Source organism: Actinoplanes siamensis (genome assembly GCF_016862395.1).
Taxonomy (GTDB): Bacteria; Actinomycetota; Actinomycetes; order Mycobacteriales; family Micromonosporaceae; genus Actinoplanes; species Actinoplanes siamensis.
In genome coordinates, this window is the sequence record NZ_BOMW01000061.1 from 49660 (window position 1) to 66067 (window position 16408).

Genomic DNA, 16408 nt, shown 5'->3' on the forward strand with positions numbered 1-16408 from the left:
GGCGGGCTGGTGCCAGCCCGCCGGGTCGTGGCGGGTCAGCCGAGAGCGTTCAGGAACGGCTCGTGGCTGTTCTTGAACTCCCACGAGTAGAAGTTGTCCCAGTTGATGCTCCACGTCATCAGGCCGCGGAAATTCGGGTTGGTGCCGCTGCGCGGCGCGTAGGAACCGCAGTTCGTGCCCTTGACCAGGCAGTTCACCGCCTGCTGGACGGCCGCCGGCGCGACGTAGCCGTTGCCGGCGCTGACCGAGCTGGGGGCGCCGAAGGCGATCTGGTCCTCGCGCAGAGCCGGGAACATGTTCGCCGTGTTGCCGGCCACCGGGAAACCGGCCAGCAGCATGTCGGTCATCGCGATGTGGAAGTCCGCGCCGCCCATCGAGTGGTACTGGCCGTCCAGGCCCATGATCGAGCCGGAGTTGTAGTCCTGCACGTGCAGCACGGTGAGGTCGTTGCGCAGGGCGTAGATCACCGGGAGGTACGACCCGGCGCGCGGGTCCTGGCCGCCCCACGGGCCGGAGCCGTAATACTGGTAGCCGAGCTGGACGAAGAACGTCTCCGGGGCCATGGTCAGCACGAAGCCCGCGCCGTACCGGGCCTTGAGCGACTTCAACGCGCTGATCAGGTTGACGATCACCGGGGTGGTCGGGTTCCTGAAATCGGTGTCACCGGTGTTCAGCGACAGCGAGTGGCCCTCGAAGTCGACGTCGACGCCGTCCAGGCCGTACTTGTCGATGATCGCGCCGACCGAGCTGACGAACCTGTCCCGGGCCGCGGTGGTGGTCAGCTGCACCTGGCCGTTGGCGCCGCCGATGGAGAGCAGCACCTTCTTGCCGGCCGCGCGCTTGGCCCGGATCGCCGCGACGAACTCCGCGTCGGACTCGACGCCGGGGCACTCGGTGGCCGGGCAGAGCCGGAACTGGATGTCGCCGGAGGTGGCGCTGGTCGGCTCGCCGAAGGCCAGGTTGATGATGTCCCACTCGGCCGGCACGTCCGCCATCCGCAGGTAGCCGGAGCCGTTGGCGAAGCTGGCGTGCAGGTAGCCGATCAGCGCGTGCTTCGGCAGCCCGCCCACCGGGGGCGGCGTGCCCGGCGAGGTGGACGGGGTGGGCGACGCGGACGCCGAGGGCGACGGGGAGGAGCTGGGCCTGGTCACCGACGGGGAGGGGTTGCCGGTCCCGCCGCAGGCGCCGTTGTTGGCCCAGACGTCCCACTGGCCGCTCTTGAGGACCGGGTCCTCGCCCTGGGTCCACCACTTCGCGGTGTAGTTGTTGCCGCCCTTGGAGACGACGTTGTCCTTGACGTAGGCAGTGGTGGCGCTCCACGCCGGAGCACAGGCCACGGCGGCGCTCGCGGTGGCCGCGACATAGACGGTTGAGCACGCAGCGGCCAGAGCAGCCGCGGCCGCGAGGAGGACGGATCGACGCATGCGCAATTATTAGGACTGTTAACTGAAGATGTAAAGGGGCGGGCGCGATCGTCGCGCCGCGCGATCGCGGCGGTGGCGTCAGGTGATCGGCTCCGCGCCGCCGCCCGCACTCCCGGCGCGGGCTCTCCCGGGCGCCGCCGCTCGCGCTACCAGGTGGCGAGGACGCGGGCCTGGCCTCCGGACCCACCCTCGTACGGGATCAGGCCCACGAAGATCGTCGCGCCCCGGCGCGGCAGCCGGCCCAGGTTGGCCAGGTTCTCGATGCCGTAACGGTCGGCGCCGGTGAGCGCCAGGTGCGTGTCGAACGTCGCCGAGCTGCCGGGGTCGATGCTCAGCGTGTCGACGCCCAGCGCCCGGATCCTCCGGCTGCGCAGCAGCCACTCGCACGCGTCCGTGCCGAAGCCGGGGAAGTGCAGCGTTCCCGCGCTGTCGGCGCCCCGGTACGCGCCGGCGTCGCCCACCTTGGCCCCCCAGCCGGAGTACATCAGCACCGCCGCGCCGTCCGGGATCCGCCCGTGCCGGCGCTCGAACGCGCGCAGGTCGTCGACGGTCACGACGGTGTCCGGGTCGCGCGCCGCCCGGGCCGCGATGTCCACCACGACAGCCGGGAGCAGCAGCTCCGAGGGGTGCAGCTCGGTCGACGTCCGGCCGCCGGTGGTGAAGTGCGCGGGCGCGTCGACGTGCGTGCCGACGTGCTCCAGCACGCGCCACTGCTGCATGTAGTAGCCGTCGGCCGGGATCGTGGTGGCGGTCCGCCGGGCCGCCTCCTCCCCCGGCGTGAAGGCCGGGAACGCCGGCCCGAGCGGGTAGGTGAGATCCAGCGGCCCGTGGTGGCCCGCCGCGGCCTGGGCCGGATCGGTCAACGCGACGGACGCGGCGACGCCTGCGCCGCCGAAGAGCGCGGCCCGGCGGGTCAGGCCGCCGGCTTTGTTCTCCTCGATGCACATATCCGGGACTGTACGGCGCGGACCGGCCCCGGCGCGGCCCGTCCCCGGACGGTCAGGCCATGCGTTCGAACCCGGTGCCGAACCTGCGGATCACCAGGTCACCCAGCAGGATCGACATCATCAGGTCGTTTCCTCCGGTGGCGGTCCAGAGCATCGCGGCGGCCTCGCCGTCCAGGCGTACCGTGACCGAGGGCAGGATACGCGCGTCCACCGTCTGCGGAGGGCCGAAGTCGGCGCGGGACGGCGCCTTCGGCGGCGCGGACTTCGGCGGCGCGGACTTCGGCGGCGCGGACTTCGGCGGCGCGGACCTCGGCGCGGCCGCCGCCTCCGGGCTGCTCGGCTGGTGGCCGCAGGTGAGGCAGCCGCCGGTGAGTCCGGTGAGGACGTACCTGGTGACCACCTCGCGGTTGGCCGGCTTCCACCACCGGTCCCCGCACCAGGAGCAGGCGACGCCCGGGAGGTAGACCGCGGCGGCCGCGTGGGCGTCCGCCGCCTCCTGCCCGTCCTCGGCGTGCTCGCACGGACGGTGCGGACCGCTCGCGGCCGGTCCGGCGGCCAGCGCGAGCCAGCGCGGCTGCGCGCCTGCGGGAGCGCAGGCCCAGTAACGCTGGGCCCGCGCGAAACCATCGGCGTCCGCCGTGGGGTGGCGCCGCAGCGCCAAGGTCAGCAGCCCCCGCCCGTCTGGGCCGGTAGTCAGCGTGAAGCGGTCCACCTGCTCGGTCATGGCCCGACCATCGGCACGCCACCGTCCGCGCCAAAGAGATTCCGCCCACGATCCTGCCGGTCGCCGCGGCACCTGCCACACGCCACCACGTCGTACCGCTCCAGCACCCTGTCGGCACCCGCCGAGCTGATCCCCGTCACGCCGTGCCGGAAGCAGCCATCACTCCCGGCCACGCACACACCCAGATGGCCCCAACCGGCTCCGGCAGCAACCACCACCCCCGGCCGGGGCTGGCCGCCCCGGACCGGGCCGGGAAACGACGACCAGGGCGTTGTGGGCGATCGATCGCGGGACGGCCTGCAGGGCGATATCGCGGCGACCACGGGGATGCGCCGCGACCGGCCCGCGCCGCCGCCCGCCGAGTCCCTTCAGGACACCGTCGCGCACGCCGCGCCGAGAATTCGCAGATCACAATATCGATCGACGGTCACCCATAGTTCACGTGACCCCGCCTAGGGTACAAGACTATGACAGTCATCAATCGCCGGGTGTTCGTGCTCGGCGGCCTGGCCACCGCCGGATCGATTGCCGTACCGTCCCTCGCGCGCGCCGCCGTGCCGTACCCGTTCACCCTCGGCATCGCCTCCGGCGAACCGGACTCCTCCAGCGTCGTCCTCTGGACCCGCCTCGCCCCGTCCCCGCTGAACGCCGACGGCCAGGGCGGCATGCCCGATGCCGACGTCACCGTCGACTGGCAGGTGTCCGCCGACGACAGGTTCACCGCCTTGATCGCGTCCGGCTCGGTGACCGCCCGGTACGCCGACGCCCACGCGGTGCACGTGGTGGCCGGCGGGCTGGCCCCGGACGCCGAGTACTACTACCGGTTCCGCGCCCAGGGCCACATCTCCGCGACCGGCCGCACCCGCACCGCGCCGCAGACCGGCGCGTTCGGCCGGGACCTGAGGATGGCGTTCGCGTCCTGCGCCCACTACGAGTCCGGCTATTTCACCGCGTACCGCCGGATGGCCGAGGACCGGCCCGACCTGATCCTGCACCTGGGCGACTACATCTACGAGGACGCGGCCACCACCGGGTCGGTCCGCGAGCACGCCGGCGCGGAGATCGTCAGCCTGGCCGACTACCGGCGCCGGTACGCGCAGTACAAGAGCGACCCGGACCTGCAGGCCGCGCACGCCGTCGCGCCGTGGCTGGTGGTCCCGGACGATCACGAGGTGGAGAACAACTACGCGAACCTGGTGCGCGCGGACAGCAGCCCGGCGCTGACCGACGCGCAGTGGACCGCCCGGCGCACCGCCGCGTACCGCGCGTACTACGAGAACATGCCGCTGCGGCCGGCGCAGGCGCCGAGCGGGAACAGCATCCCGCTCTACCGGCGCGTGCGGTGGGGACTGCTGGCGACGTTCCACATGCTCGACACCCGGCAGTTCCGCGACGACCAGGCGTGCGGTGACGGCTGGAAGGTGTGCCCGGCAGCGGACACCGCCACCCGGACGTTGACCGGCGCGGCGCAGGAGGCCTGGCTGCTCGACGGGCTCGCGCAGCGGAACGCCACCTGGGACATCCTCGGGCAGCAGGTGTTCTTCGCGCGGCAGTTCGACGCGACCGGCGCCGCGAGCATGGACGCCTGGGACGGGTACCGGGCGTCGAGGTCGCGGATCCAGCAGGGGTGGCGCGACCGGAACGTACGAAATCCTCTGGTCCTGACCGGGGATGTGCATGCCGCGTGGGCCAACAACCTGCTCGCCGACTACGCCGAGCCGAACTCCGCGGTGATCGGCACCGAGCTGGTCTGCACCTCGATCGCCTCCGGCGGTGACGGCAGCGCGACCACCACCATCCCGAATGCCGCCACCAATCCGCACCTGAAGTTCTACTCGGCCCGGCGCGGATACACGCTCACCACGATCAGTCCCGGACAGGTCCGCGCGGACTTCCGCTCGGTGGCCGCGGTGAGCGAGCACGGCGCCGCCGTCTCGACCCTGAAATCGTTCGCCGTCCTGGATGGTGTGCCCGGGCTGGAGGCCCTCTGATGATGCCGCTCGTCGCGCTTGTTTCCACGGCTCTGGTCACGTTCAGCACCGCCAACAGCGTCGCCACCGGCGACCAGGACGCTCCGGCGATCGCCGCCAACCGCACCGGGCAGGTCGCCGTCGTCTGGGAGGACGACCGGGACACCAGCGCGCCCGAGGACGACACGCATTCCGAGATCTACCTGCGCCTGTTCGACGACGGCGCGCCGGTCTACGAGATCAAGCTGTCCGGCGGCGGCGCCAGCGGCGTGAACTGGAAGCACGTCACGCCGGACGTCGCGCTCGACGACCGGGGCAACGCGGTGGTGGTGTGGGCCGACGACCCGGACGGCAACGGCGCGTTCAACATCCCGTACCGGGTGGTGTCCCCGGCCGGGACCGTGCTGGCGTCCGGCCGGGCCAACGCGAACACCGATGGCGACCAGCGGGTGCCGCGCGTCGCGGTGGACCCCGACGGCGCCTCCGGCAGCGCCTCCGCTGTGGCTTTCACAGTCGTCTGGGAGGACACCCAGGGCTCCGCGGTGACGGTCCGGGCCGCCGGTTACACGGCCGCCACGACCAAGGCTTACGAGGTGACGGCCTCGCAGACCACTGGCGCCCACCACCGGCCGGACGTGGCGGTCTCCGCCTCCGGGGACGCCACGGTCGTCTGGGAGGAGGACGCCGACGCCAACGGGTACGACAACATCGGGCTGGTCCGGCTGGCCCGGGCGAACGGCGCGGTGACGCTGAGCCGCCGCACCGCCAACGCCTCCGGCGACGGGCAGCAGCGCCGGCCGGCGATCGCGGCGAACTTCAACGGCGACCTCGTCCTCGCCTGGGAGTCCGACCACACCGGCACGAACGGCGTGTGGGCACGGTCGTTCACCGCGGCCGGCGCCGCCCGGCACAACGAGGTCGAGGTGTCGGCCACGGCGGGCGCCGCGGCGCCCACGGTGGGCCTGGACGACCAGGCGGACGCGGCGGTCGGCTGGACGGTGTCCGGCGTGGACGGCTGGGTGCGCGGGATCAACCCGGACGGCACGTTCGACGGGCGGCTCGGCGCGCAGACCCTGACCGGCACCACCGCCGGGCGGCAGGATCAGTTCGCGGTGGCCGTGTCGGCGTGGGGCGAGGTGCCGGTGGCGTACACCGACGACAGCGACGGCAACCTGTTCGACCAGATCATGCTGGGAGTGGGGGCCACCGACAGCGACTGGTGACCCTCAGCCGGGCAGCCGGCTCAGGTCGCCGCCGAGCAGGTCCGCCGCGTACCTGCGCAGGTTGCCCGCCAGCAGCCGGGCGGTCTCGTCGTTCGGCACGACGTGCAGCTGCCAGGGGCCGACCCGCCGGGCATGGCCGCTGAGCGCCTCGACGTCCTCGAGGGCGAAGCGGTTACGCCCGGCGTCCGGTCCCTTCGGGAACTCGCCGCCGGCCAGCCGGACGACCCAGACCTTGAGGGTGTCGCGCGGATACCAGGCGACCACCACGCCGGTGACCGGCCCGCGGTAGCGCAGGGCGAACCCGCCGTGCTCGTAGCGGGCCGGGTCACGCCGGTAGCCCAGTTCCCCGACGAGGAATCCGAAGGCCCGGTCGCAGGTCTGCGCCGCGGCGAGCAGGTGCTGTGCCGTCATGCCCGGGGACGATAGCCGGCGTGATCAATATCCGCAGTCCGCTTCCCGGGCCGATTCCCACGCCCGGCCGCACGCAGCCGGCTGGCACGCTGACGCCCTGTCCGCCACGGACCTGGAGCCGACCGCTGCCGATCTCGCGGAGATCGAGACGGCGGCGCGAAGGGGGCGGTCGGCGGCGACCGCCACCCCTCGGCGCCGATGTCCTCGGCCGGAGCCGGGACCTAGGACGCGGGGGCCACCGACGTCTCACCCGGCGGCGGGTTGTCCGGGTCGAGGCTGCGCGACGCGGCCTCGACCCGGTCCTGCGCCGCCGCCTCGTCGTCGTCGGTGGGTTCGGTGCCCGGTGGCTCACGGTCCGGGGTCGGCTCGCCGTCCGGGTGGTCCACCAGGTAGCGGATCGCGGTGTTCAGCACGGCCAGCAGCGGCACCGCGATCAGGCCGCCGACGATGCCGGCCACCACGACGCCGGCGGCGATCGCCAGGATCACCGCGAGCGGGTGCAGCGCCACCGCCCGGCCCATGATCAGCGGCTGCAGGACGTGGCCCTCCAACTGCTGCACCGCGATCACGACGGCCAGCACGCTGATCGCGGCCACCGGGCCGTTGGCCACCAGCGCCACCAGCACCGCCACCGCACCGCTGATCGTCGCGCCGACGACCGGGATGAAGGCGCCGAGGAAGACCAGGGCGGCGAGCGGCAGCGCCATCGGCACGCGGAGCGCGAACAGACCGATGCCGATGCCCACGGCATCGACGAAAGCCACCAGGACCGTGGCCCGGACGTACGACACCAGCGTGTGCCACGAGTAGTGACCGGCCCGGGCGGTGGGCACCCGCGCGTCCCGCGGCAGCAGCCGGCACAGGAACGTCCAGATCTGGCCGCCGTCGCGCAGGAAGAAGAAGAGCGTGAACAGCACCAGGAAGAAGCCGGTGACCACCTCGCCGACGGTGGTCGCGGTGCTCAGCGCGCCGCTGGTGATCGAGCCCTGGCTGGCGGTCAGCGAGTCCCGGGCCCGGTCGACGTACTGGCTCAGCTGCGCGTCGGTGATGTGCAGCGGGCTGTCGCGCAGCCACCGCTGCACCTCGTCGACGCCCTGGCCGACCTGTGTGGACAGGTTGTCGAACTGGCTGATGAAGGTCCGCACGATCAGCCCGAGCCCGCCGAAGACCACCAGCAGTGCGGCCACCTCCACGAGTCCGGCGGCGAGCGACTTCTTCATGCCGTTGCGTACCAGCCGCGCGCTCAGCGGCTGGAACAGCGCCGCCAGCAGCAGCGCCACCACGACCGGGATGAGCACCACGTGCAGCAGCCCGATGATCCGCAGCAACAGGTACCCGGCGACGACGAAGAGGATGAAGCGCCACGCCCAGGCCCCGGCCGTGCGCACCCCGCGGGGCAGCACGTCGGCGGCCGACGACGGTGGCTGGTTCACCACCACGACGGGTGTGGTGGGTTCGGCGAGTTCCGGGCCGGCCGTGAACGGCGGCGGCGTGTTGCGACTGGCGGCGGTCGCCAGTGTCGTCCGGGCGCGTTCCCGGACCGTCTGTGCCCAGCTCATCAGGTTTTCCCCTTCGGTTGCTGCACCGATGCCCGGGGACACGTGATTTCATGCTTGACCAACGGGTCCGGGGTCCGCGCATGTGGCGAATCGTGCGCTGGGCGCTGATAGTGCTGTGGGTGGTCGCGGCCGGCGCGGCGTGGTGGGGCGCGGGCTTCCGGGCCCGCGCATCAAGGTGCGCGAGCTGGGTATCAGCGGCGCATGAAAGAGTTCGCGTGGCTGGGAATCGTCCGGCACGGTGAGAGCGTCGGAAACGTGGCCGCGGCGGAGGCCGAGCGCGGCCACGCCGAGGTGATCGACCTTGCGGAGCGCGACGCCGACGTGCCGCTGTCGGAGACCGGGCGGCGACAGGCACAGGCCGTCGCACGATTTTTCGAGCAGAGTCCTGCAAGACCGGATATGGCGATAGTGTCACCATATCTGCGGACTCGTCAGACCGCTTCCGGCCTCCGGATCCCCGTCGTCGTCGACGAACGGCTCCGCGACCGGGAGCTCGGCGTCCTCGACCTGCTCACCAACGCCGGCGTGCACGCCCGCTTCCCCGAGGAGGCCCGCCGCCGCGCCCGCCTCGGCAAGTTCTACTACCGCCCGCCCGGCGGCGAGAGCTGGGCCGACGTGCTGTTGCGGCTCCGGTCGCTGCTGCGCGAGCTGCGCGAGGACCACCCGGGCGGCCGGATCCTGCTCGTCGGCCACGAGGCCACCGTGTGGCTGATCCGCTCGCTGGCCGAAGGCCTGGCCGAGCCGGAGCTGATGGCGCTGGCCCGGGGCGAGGCCATCGCGAACTGCTCGATCAGCTCGTGGCGGGGCGACGGCGGACGCCTGAGCCCGGAGCGCTTCAACGACGTCGGGCACCTGGAGGCCCACGGCGCGCCCGCCACCGAACAGGAGGAAGTCCGTGCCGAGACAGCCTGAGGACCGTGTCATCACCCCGCACCTGCTGCGGGACTGGCCGCTGCCCGATCCGGGGAGCGACAAGAAGACCCGCGGCACGGTCCTGGTCGTCGGCGGCTCCCGGTTCAACCCGGGGGCCGTGCTGCTGGCCGGCGAGGCCGCGCTGCGCGCCGGCGCCGGCCGGCTGCAGCTGGCGGTGACCGAGGAGACCGCGATCCCGCTGAGCATCGCGGTCCCCGAAGCCAAGGTCGTCGGGTTCCGGTCCGGCGGCGAGCCGCTGCCCGGCCAGGTGACCGAGCTGGCCGCCGAGGCGGACGCGATCCTGATCGGCCCGGGACTCGACGACATCGGCCAGACCGACGCGCTGATGCGGCAGGTGCTCGGCGCGGCCGGGCCGGACACCGGCGTGGTGCTGGACGCGTACGCCCTGGGCGCCCTCAGCAAGGATCCGTCCCTGCTGAAGCAGTCCCGGGCGGTGCTCACCCCGAACCTCGTCGAGGCCGAGCACCTGCTCGGCCACGAGCCGGGCGACGACCTGGCCGGCGCCAGCCGGGCGCTGGCCTCCCGGTACCACGCGGTGGCCTCGCTCTACGGCCGGATCGCCGACCCGCAGGGCCGGGTCTGGCACGAGCAGAGCAGCGACGCCGGCCTGGGTACCTCGGGCAGCGGCGACGTCCGCGGCGGGATCGTCGCCGGGCTGCTCGCCCGCGGCGCCGAGCCGGCGCAGGCGGCCTGCTGGGCGGCCTTCGCCCACGCGGTCAGCGGTCAGCGCCTGGCCCCGCGCCGCGGCCGCACCGGGTTCCTGGCCCGGGAACTGGTGGACGAGGTCGCGTACACGCTGGCCACGGTCTGACGCCGCCCGCCCTCCCCGGCCCGGACGGGCGGTGCTCCCGGCGGCCCGCCGGGCAGTGTTCACCGCGGTCGCCCGGCCGTGCTCGCCGCGCTTCCCAGGTCCGCCGGCGATGATCGTCCCGGCGAAGGCCTCAGCTCGGCGCCGTCCGCGCCGATCTCGCCATGCTGCGGAAACCATGACGAGGCAGGGGGCACTGTGGCGGGCCGTTGGCGATCCTGGTACACGCCCGCCGCCGCCCTGCTGGCCGCGGCCGAGGTGCTGCTGATCGTGCTGGGCACCCACGCCGGCTTTCCGCGGTTGCTGGTGTGGGCGCCGGCGGTGGGCGGTGTCATGCTCGCGGTCGCCGCGTTCCGCGGCGCCGCCGGAGCCTTCGGCTCCCCCGGGATCGACAACGACCTGCGTACGTTCTGGGCCCGGCTCTCCGTGGCGATGGGCGTCGTCCTGGTCGCCGCGATCAGCCAGACCGTGGACGTCAGCACGATGCCGTACACGGGTCTGCCCCCGGTCGGTCCGCGCACCCTGACGTGCTACGTGATCGCCACGATCCTGGGCAGCACCGCCCTGCTGCGCCTGCCCGGCGGCGGCAGCTCGTGGCGCCAGCTCACCACCGCCGTGCTCGACGTCGCCGTGGTCGCGGTCACCGGGGCGATCGCCGCCTCGGAGTATCTCGGCTGGTTCGTGCACAGCTTCAAGCTCAGCGCGTCCGCCTGGTGGCTGAGCGTCGCCATCATGGCGATCGCCGGCGTCGGCGCTGTCGTCATCGTGAAGATCATGGCGGCGCGACGCAGCCCGGTCCCCCGGGCCGCGCTGTGGTGGCTGGCGCCGATCGGGCTGGCCGGGCCGCTCTCCACGGTCCTGATGACCATGCTCGAGCCGTGGCCGCACCTGAACGGCAGCGCCGCGGTGCTCCCGTTCGTCGGCTTGTTCGGGGTGCTCGCCGCCCGGGCGCAGCAGCGCGGTGCCGGGACGCCCGGCGCGCGGGTGCTGGACCTGTCGTCGTACCGCCGCGGCACCGCCATCCCGCTGGTCGCCACCGGCCTGGTCAGCGTGCTGGTGGCCACGGTCTTCCTGCGCACCGGGCACCTCGGCGCCGTCCAGGTGACCGGCACCACGTGCCTGTTGCTGCTGGTCGTGGCGCGCCAGACGGTCACGCTGGCGGAGAACGGCACGCTGCTGGACACCGTCGCCCACCAGGCCATGCACGACGAGCTGACCGGCCTGCACAGCCGCCGTTACTTCACCGCGGCGCTGACCGAGGCGACCGATACGCACACGGTCCTGCTGATCGACCTCAAGGACTTCCGGGCGGTCAACGACGGCTTGGGGCCGGCTGTGGGAGACGCTCTGCTGATCGCGTACGGCCGGCGCCTCCGCGCCCTGGCCGGCGAGGGCGCCGTGGTGGCCCGCCTGGGCGGCGACGAGTTCGGCCTGCTGGTCCCCGGTGCGGCTGATCTGAGCTCCCGGGTGCTGGCCGCCAACGCCGAGCCGCTCGACGCGGCCGGCCACGAGGTGCTGGTCGAGGTCTCGATCGGGATCGCGACCTCCGCCGGCACCGCCGGCCCTTCCCGCGGGGGCGTCCCGGCCGGCGTGGGCCTTCCCGGCGCGGGCATTTCCGCCGGCTCAGGACTTCTGGCCGGCGTGGCCCTCCACCCCACCGGCTGCGGCCGCGGCTCGGCATACCTGTATCGGCAGGCCGAGATCGCCCTGCGGGAGGCCGCCTCGGGCGCCGGCGACCGGGTCGTCCGCTACGACGCGTCGCTGGAGCAGCGGCTGTCCCAGCGTGCCACGATCGCCGCGGACCTGCGCCGGGCGCTCGGCGCGGGCGAGTTCCACCTGCTCTACCAGCCGATCGTCCGGCTCCCGCACGGCACCGTGGCCGGCGTCGAGTCGCTGATCCGCTGGACCCCGGCGGACGGCCGCACGGTCTCCCCCGCCGATTTCATCCCGGTCGCCGAGGACACCGGCCTGATCGTCGAACTGGGTGCCTGGATCATCGACACGGTCTGCGCCCAGGCGGCCCAGTGGCTTCGGCGGCACGGCCAGGACGCCCTCCGCTCGATCGCCGTCAACGTCTCCGCCCGCCAGCTGCTCGACCCGAACCTCCCCGAGGTCGTCGCGTCCGCGCTGGCCCGGCACGGCGTACCCGCGAACCGCCTGACCATCGAGATCACCGAAACCGCCGTCTTCGCCGGCGGCCGCGCGTTGACCACCGTGCAGGCGCTCTCCCAGCTCGGCGTCAACCTGGCCCTGGACGACTTCGGCACCGGCCACTCGTCGCTGGGCCTGCTGCGTACCTGCCCGGTGAACGCCATCAAGGTCGACAAGTCCTTCGTCGACGGCCTGGGCGGCACCCCGCAGCAGGAGGCCATCGCCATCGCGGTGCACGGGATCGCCGAGAGGATGGGCCTCTACACGGTCGCCGAGGGCGTCGAGACCGCCGCACAGGCGCGGCGCCTGCACGAACTCGGTTACCGCCACGCCCAGGGCTTCCACTTCGCCCCTCCCCTCCCCGCCGCCGGCATCGACGCTCTCCTCGAGGAGAACAGCCGTCTCGCCGCCTGACTCGCCACCCCTCCCGGAACGCCAGGCATCCGGTGAGAGGTCACCCCATCAGCCGGCGGGCACCACCACACCCTCGACGAGCAGGCGACGCACCAGCACCACGCTGTCCGACCCGTCCAGCGGCAGCCGCCCCACCTCGTGCGGCTCGCCGTCGAGCACGAGCCGTACCGCCGTCTCGCAGTAGCCGGGCAGCGTCAGCGTCCGGCCCGGCAGGCGCAGCGTCATCTCCTCTTCGGTCCGGGTCAGCGACCAGCTGAGCCCGGGACGCAGCACGATCTCGTCGGACGCGGCGAGGCGATCGGCGAAGTCGAGCTGGGCGAGCGGGCTGAGCGGCGCCGGCCGGGTGGCCGGCACGATGCGGTCGCGCAGGCGCGCGCCGACCTCCGCCGGGTCCGCTGTCGTCAGCCAGGAGCGCAGGGCGTCGACGGTGGCGGTCACCTCGGCGCCGACGGCCTCCGGGTCGCACGGATCGAAGCCGTACGGCAGGGTCGCGCGCAGCCGCGAGTCCGCCATCGCCAGCCCCAGCAGCTCCTCCACCAGCGCATAGCGGGTCAGTCCGCGGATGCCGACGGTCAGGTGCAGGGAACGGCCCTCGGTGGTCCGGGCCGAGTGCAGCCACCCGCGCGGCAGGTACAAGGCGTCGCCGGGCCGCAGCTCCACGTCGAGCGCGGGCGAGCCCTCGGCGGTGGCCGCCACCTCGTCGGCACGGCCGCCCCAGGGCTGCTTCTCCAGCGGGTCGGGCAGCACGGGCGGGTGGATCAGCCAGCGTTTGGTGCCCTCCACCTGCAGCACGAACACGTCGTGCGTGTCGTAGTGGGTGGCGAAGCCCTGGCTGGACGGGGGCGTCAGGTACGCGTTGACCTGCAGCGGACGGTTCAGCTCGGCGCCCAGCCGGCCGGTGAAGTGGACAAGCGGCGGCCAGAGCCGGTGCAGTCCCTGCAGGACCAGCGTGGCGCCGTTCGCGAACAGGCGCATGACCTGCTCGTCGTACACCTGGTCGGCGACCTCGGCGCCGGCTCCCCCGCCGCCGGTGTAGCGGCCGGCGGGCAGCACCTTGCCCTGCTGGGCCACGCGCAGGAAGGGTGTGCGCAGGCCGCGCCGGCTGAGCAGCTCGTCGACCGCGCCGGACGACAGGAGGTCCGTGAAACCGCCCGGGCCGCCGAGATCGGCGGCCCGGGACAGCAGCGGCTCCCGTCCCCAGTACACGGCGGCGAACTCGTCCCGGTCCACCGCGACGGCGCGGGACAGGGCACTGTCGTGCCTGGTGAGGGCGGTCGTCATGTCAGGATGCGGACCCGTCGGCGCCGCCGTCGTGGCCCAGCGGGTTCGCGCCGCCGTCGGCCGGGCCCTCGTCGGACGCGCCGCCGTCGGCTCCACCGTCCACCGCGCCCGGGTCGGCGCCGCCGTCGGCCGGGCCCTCGCTGCCCGCGCCGCCGTCCGCGCCGCCGTCGTGGCCGCCCGGGTACGCGCCGCCGTCGGCGGGACCCTCGGCGTCCTTGTCCGCCGGGTCGGAGTTGATGATGTCGTCGTTGCTCAGTGCCATGTCGATCCCCTGATTCGGACCTCGTCGGGTGTGGTGGTCACGCCGTACCCCCAAAGAGATCCCGATAATCCCGTCAGCTGCGCCGCCGGGTCCGCCGCGATCAGGACCACGACGACGAGGAGCTACCGGGCCGCGTTCCGCAAACGCTAGGGCTGGCCGGCGCCGGCGCGCTTCCGATCCGGTCAGCTGTCGGCCTGGTACTCCTCGACCTTCTCGACCGGCCAGCCGATGAACCCGGCGATCTCCTCGGGGTCGGCGTCGTCGGACAGCACCCAGTCCTCGACCGCGTTGGCCAGCCCGTCGGGCAGGCCGGGGGTCGACACGTACTCCAGGTCCTGCTCGTCGAGGATGCGGTCGTAGTGCACGAACATGCCGTCCGGGTCCAGTTCGCGGGTGGCGGCCGCGTACTCCTCGGGGCCGCCGTCGCCGGCCGCGAGGATCTCGTTGGTCCGCCAGTCGATGATGTCCCAGCCGTCCTGGCCGATCTGACCGCCGGTGACGATCCGGTGGCCGCGCGCCTCCAGGTCGTCGACGCGGCGACGGGTCTCGCCGATGCCCGCGAAATTGGCTTCGAGCACGTTCTTGACGTGCTCCTTGAGAAGGTCGCCCACGACTCCCCCAAAGATCTTGTCGGTCGCCGCACGAAGCATAACGGCACCAACCGGGCGGCTTGTGCCCGATGGGCCCGGAGGAGGCCCGCAGCCACGCTGGTCATCGCCGCCGTCGCCGTCGCCGTCAAGGAGGGTCGTGACGCCTGGCGCGGAGACGTCCGCTGTATCCCGGACGCCGCCGTCACCGAGTCCGAGTCCGGCCACGGCGGCGAGGACGGGTGCCGCGAGAGCCGGCGACGACCGCCGCCGCAGGCGCGCTCGCGGCAGTTACCGGCGTGCACGCAGCGTGGTCCCCCGGAATCTGGCAATTTCCCTGCATACGCCTTGCGAACCCACAGCGCACCCGGCCAACGACAGATGAAGACATCATGTGATCGACCATACGGGCGTGCCGAGAAGTTCAATCACCTTTGGGGACAGCGATCCACCCCTACGTGTACTGTCCTCGGCGCTCGCCCTTTGCTACATTCCTTCGGCTGCACCCGATGTCAATGAGCGAGCGGCCCACGATGGAGAAGAAATGGGTATTCCGAAAATCCCGGGCAAAGCGTGGCCTGAATTGTTCGGGTGGGCCTTTCCAACAGCCGCGGCAGTCGCTCTGGCGATCCGCATAGGCCTTCTGAGCCTCGACGCCAATGCCGTGAACTTCACGGGTGTCGGCATCGCGGCCGGCCTCGCCATCGTCGCAGCGCTGTTGACCCGACTAGGACCCGCCCAGGGTGGATCGAAATTCGGAATCTGGCCGGCGATCGGATCAAGCACGGTAACCGTCCTGCTTGTCGCCTGGGCCTTCATCTGGCCCGCCCCCATAGGCGACGACAAACCGTCACTGTATTTTTCGGGGACGGTCAAAGTCGGAGTCTCCGGCGACATTCCCGGATGGCCCGAGTTCGACGAGGAGCTCATAAAGTGGATAGCCGACGAATACGGCATCCAGACGGAAGAGATCAGACTCTTCCAGAGGGAACGCGAGGAAGCCCTCAAGGACAAGCGTGTCGACATGGTCGTCTCCTCCTACACAGCGACCATCTCCCGCACGAACGAGGTTGATTTCGCCGGCCCCTACTACCTCGACACCACAGGCGTCTGGGGCAACGCCGAAAAGATCAAGAAAGGAATCTGGACGAAAAGGATACCCGGAGTAGCGAATCCGACCGTATGCGGGGTCCTTGGGACTACGGGAAACAACCCGATGCAGGATTTCATCAATACACAGGATCCCAAGAACGGCGGAGCCGTCGCCGACAGCAACTACCAAACCACTGCGGACTGCTTGCGTAGATTATTTGATCCGGAAAGTGAAGTCTCATACGCGGCCACCGACTGGAGCACGCTGAAGGCCTACAACCCGAATGCTGCGGTATTCGACGCGAATCGACGCCACCCGAACATCGAGGCGGGGAGCGGATCGGTCAAGGATGGCGACCCCGGGCTGGCCGGGTGGAGGACAGGCGACAAGCCGCAATATTACGGCGTCGCCATCAGGAATGACCATCCCGCCACCTGCCGCGACCTCACCAGGGTGATCAGGCAGTTCGTGGAACAAACCAAGAACCCCGACGAGGGCTACGGTCACGCTTATTCTCACCATCTCAAGTCCTTGCTGGGACCACTGAAGACGGATTGGCACCGTCCGAACTTCGACGCTTTGGACTGGGGGCCGAGCGGCTCTCCCATCTGCGTCTAGCCT

14 protein-coding genes are annotated in these 16408 nt (G+C 72.1%); 6 read left to right on the top strand and 8 right to left on the bottom strand.

All coding sequences use genetic code 11. The annotated features are described in order from the left end of the window. Positions 1-35: 35 nt before the first annotated feature. The 3 genes from Asi03nite_RS29075 to Asi03nite_RS29085 all read right to left on the bottom strand — a co-directional run bounded on the left by Asi03nite_RS29075 (position 36) and on the right by Asi03nite_RS29085 (position 3095). On the bottom strand, positions 36-1424 hold the full coding sequence (locus Asi03nite_RS29075) for a chitinase (RefSeq protein ID WP_203683674.1): 1389 nt from the start codon (positions 1422-1424) through the stop codon (positions 36-38). A 146-nt stretch (positions 1425-1570) separates the two neighbouring features. Continuing rightward, positions 1571-2371 carry a cyclase family protein gene (locus Asi03nite_RS29080; RefSeq protein ID WP_203683675.1) on the bottom strand — a complete coding sequence of 267 codons (801 nt, stop codon included), beginning with the start codon at positions 2369-2371 and terminating at the stop codon, positions 1571-1573. Between the two features lie 52 nt (positions 2372-2423). Further along, complete coding sequence (locus Asi03nite_RS29085; protein WP_203683676.1) at positions 2424-3095, bottom strand: hypothetical protein; 672 nt, start codon at positions 3093-3095, stop codon at positions 2424-2426. 467 nt (positions 3096-3562) lie between these two features. Between Asi03nite_RS29085 and Asi03nite_RS29090 the strand changes: the two genes are divergently transcribed. Then, positions 3563-5086, top strand: a complete 1524-nt coding sequence (locus Asi03nite_RS29090) for an alkaline phosphatase D family protein (protein WP_203683677.1) — start codon at positions 3563-3565, stop codon at positions 5084-5086. Further along, positions 5086-6288 (top strand): hypothetical protein, encoded by a 1203-nt coding sequence (locus Asi03nite_RS29095; protein WP_239103009.1) that lies wholly within the window; start codon positions 5086-5088, stop codon positions 6286-6288. The genes Asi03nite_RS29090 and Asi03nite_RS29095 overlap by 1 nt, the downstream gene beginning before the upstream one ends. 3 nt (positions 6289-6291) lie before the next feature. Here the strand turns inward: Asi03nite_RS29095 and Asi03nite_RS29100 are convergent, their stop codons facing one another. Continuing rightward, positions 6292-6699, bottom strand: a complete 408-nt coding sequence (locus Asi03nite_RS29100; protein WP_203683678.1) for a hypothetical protein — start codon at positions 6697-6699, stop codon at positions 6292-6294. Positions 6700-6920: 221 nt separating this feature from the next. Further along, positions 6921-8258: an AI-2E family transporter gene (locus Asi03nite_RS29105; protein ID WP_203683679.1), complete on the bottom strand. Its 1338-nt coding sequence runs from the start codon at positions 8256-8258 to the stop codon at positions 6921-6923. A gap of 201 nt (positions 8259-8459) precedes the next feature. Here Asi03nite_RS29105 and Asi03nite_RS29110 point away from each other — a divergent pair, with 201 nt between their 5' ends. The 3 genes from Asi03nite_RS29110 (at position 8460) to Asi03nite_RS38095 (ending at position 12564) form a co-directional block, all read left to right on the top strand. Next, a complete protein-coding gene (locus Asi03nite_RS29110) occupies positions 8460-9170 on the top strand; it encodes a histidine phosphatase family protein (RefSeq protein WP_203683680.1) in 711 nt (236 codons plus the stop codon). Further along, a complete protein-coding gene (locus tag Asi03nite_RS29115) occupies positions 9154-10002 on the top strand; it encodes an NAD(P)H-hydrate dehydratase (protein WP_203683681.1) in 849 nt (282 codons plus the stop codon). Before Asi03nite_RS29110 ends, Asi03nite_RS29115 begins: the two co-directional genes overlap by 17 nt. Positions 10003-10197: 195 nt before the next feature. Next, positions 10198-12564 (top strand): putative bifunctional diguanylate cyclase/phosphodiesterase, encoded by a 2367-nt coding sequence (locus Asi03nite_RS38095; RefSeq protein ID WP_239103010.1) that lies wholly within the window; start codon positions 10198-10200, stop codon positions 12562-12564. Positions 12565-12612: 48 nt separating this feature from the next. Here the strand turns inward: Asi03nite_RS38095 and Asi03nite_RS29130 are convergent, their stop codons facing one another. From Asi03nite_RS29130 to Asi03nite_RS29140, 3 genes are all read right to left on the bottom strand, one after another. Further along, the gene (locus tag Asi03nite_RS29130) at positions 12613-13845 is read right to left on the bottom strand and encodes a cupin domain-containing protein (protein ID WP_203683682.1); all 1233 of its coding nucleotides are present in this window, start codon (positions 13843-13845) and stop codon (positions 12613-12615) included. Between the two features lies 1 nt (position 13846). Beyond that, entirely contained in the window at positions 13847-14107 is a 261-nt protein-coding gene (locus tag Asi03nite_RS29135) for a BatC protein (protein ID WP_203683683.1), read from the bottom strand. A 182-nt stretch (positions 14108-14289) separates the two neighbouring features. Then, positions 14290-14718 carry a hypothetical protein gene (locus Asi03nite_RS29140; RefSeq protein WP_203683684.1) on the bottom strand — a complete coding sequence of 143 codons (429 nt, stop codon included), beginning with the start codon at positions 14716-14718 and terminating at the stop codon, positions 14290-14292. Between the two features lie 520 nt (positions 14719-15238). On the opposite strand from Asi03nite_RS29140, the gene Asi03nite_RS29145 reads away from it, so the two are divergent. Next, on the top strand, positions 15239-16405 hold the full coding sequence (locus Asi03nite_RS29145; RefSeq protein WP_203683685.1) for a transporter substrate-binding domain-containing protein: 1167 nt from the start codon (positions 15239-15241) through the stop codon (positions 16403-16405). Positions 16406-16408 lie beyond the last annotated feature (3 nt).

Bases quoted from the DNA above. Each gene is read 5' to 3' on its own strand.
- Asi03nite_RS29130 (WP_203683682.1), bottom strand. From the start codon at position 13,845: ATGACGACCGCCCTCACCAGGCACGACAGTGCCCTGTCCCGCGCCGTC.
- Asi03nite_RS29095 (WP_239103009.1), top strand. From the start codon at position 5,086: ATGATGCCGCTCGTCGCGCTTGTTTCCACGGCTCTGGTCACGTTCAGC.
- Asi03nite_RS29090 (WP_203683677.1), top strand. From the start codon at position 3,563: ATGACAGTCATCAATCGCCGGGTGTTCGTGCTCGGCGGCCTGGCCACC.
- Asi03nite_RS29085 (WP_203683676.1), bottom strand. From the start codon at position 3,095: ATGACCGAGCAGGTGGACCGCTTCACGCTGACTACCGGCCCAGACGGG.
- Asi03nite_RS29075 (WP_203683674.1), bottom strand. From the start codon at position 1,424: ATGCGTCGATCCGTCCTCCTCGCGGCCGCGGCTGCTCTGGCCGCTGCG.
- Asi03nite_RS29110 (WP_203683680.1), top strand. From the start codon at position 8,460: ATGAAAGAGTTCGCGTGGCTGGGAATCGTCCGGCACGGTGAGAGCGTC.
- Asi03nite_RS29100 (WP_203683678.1), bottom strand. From the start codon at position 6,699: ATGACGGCACAGCACCTGCTCGCCGCGGCGCAGACCTGCGACCGGGCC.
- Asi03nite_RS29105 (WP_203683679.1), bottom strand. From the start codon at position 8,258: ATGAGCTGGGCACAGACGGTCCGGGAACGCGCCCGGACGACACTGGCG.
- Asi03nite_RS29145 (WP_203683685.1), top strand. From the start codon at position 15,239: ATGGGTATTCCGAAAATCCCGGGCAAAGCGTGGCCTGAATTGTTCGGG.
- Asi03nite_RS29135 (WP_203683683.1), bottom strand. From the start codon at position 14,107: ATGGCACTGAGCAACGACGACATCATCAACTCCGACCCGGCGGACAAG.
- Asi03nite_RS29080 (WP_203683675.1), bottom strand. From the start codon at position 2,371: ATGTGCATCGAGGAGAACAAAGCCGGCGGCCTGACCCGCCGGGCCGCG.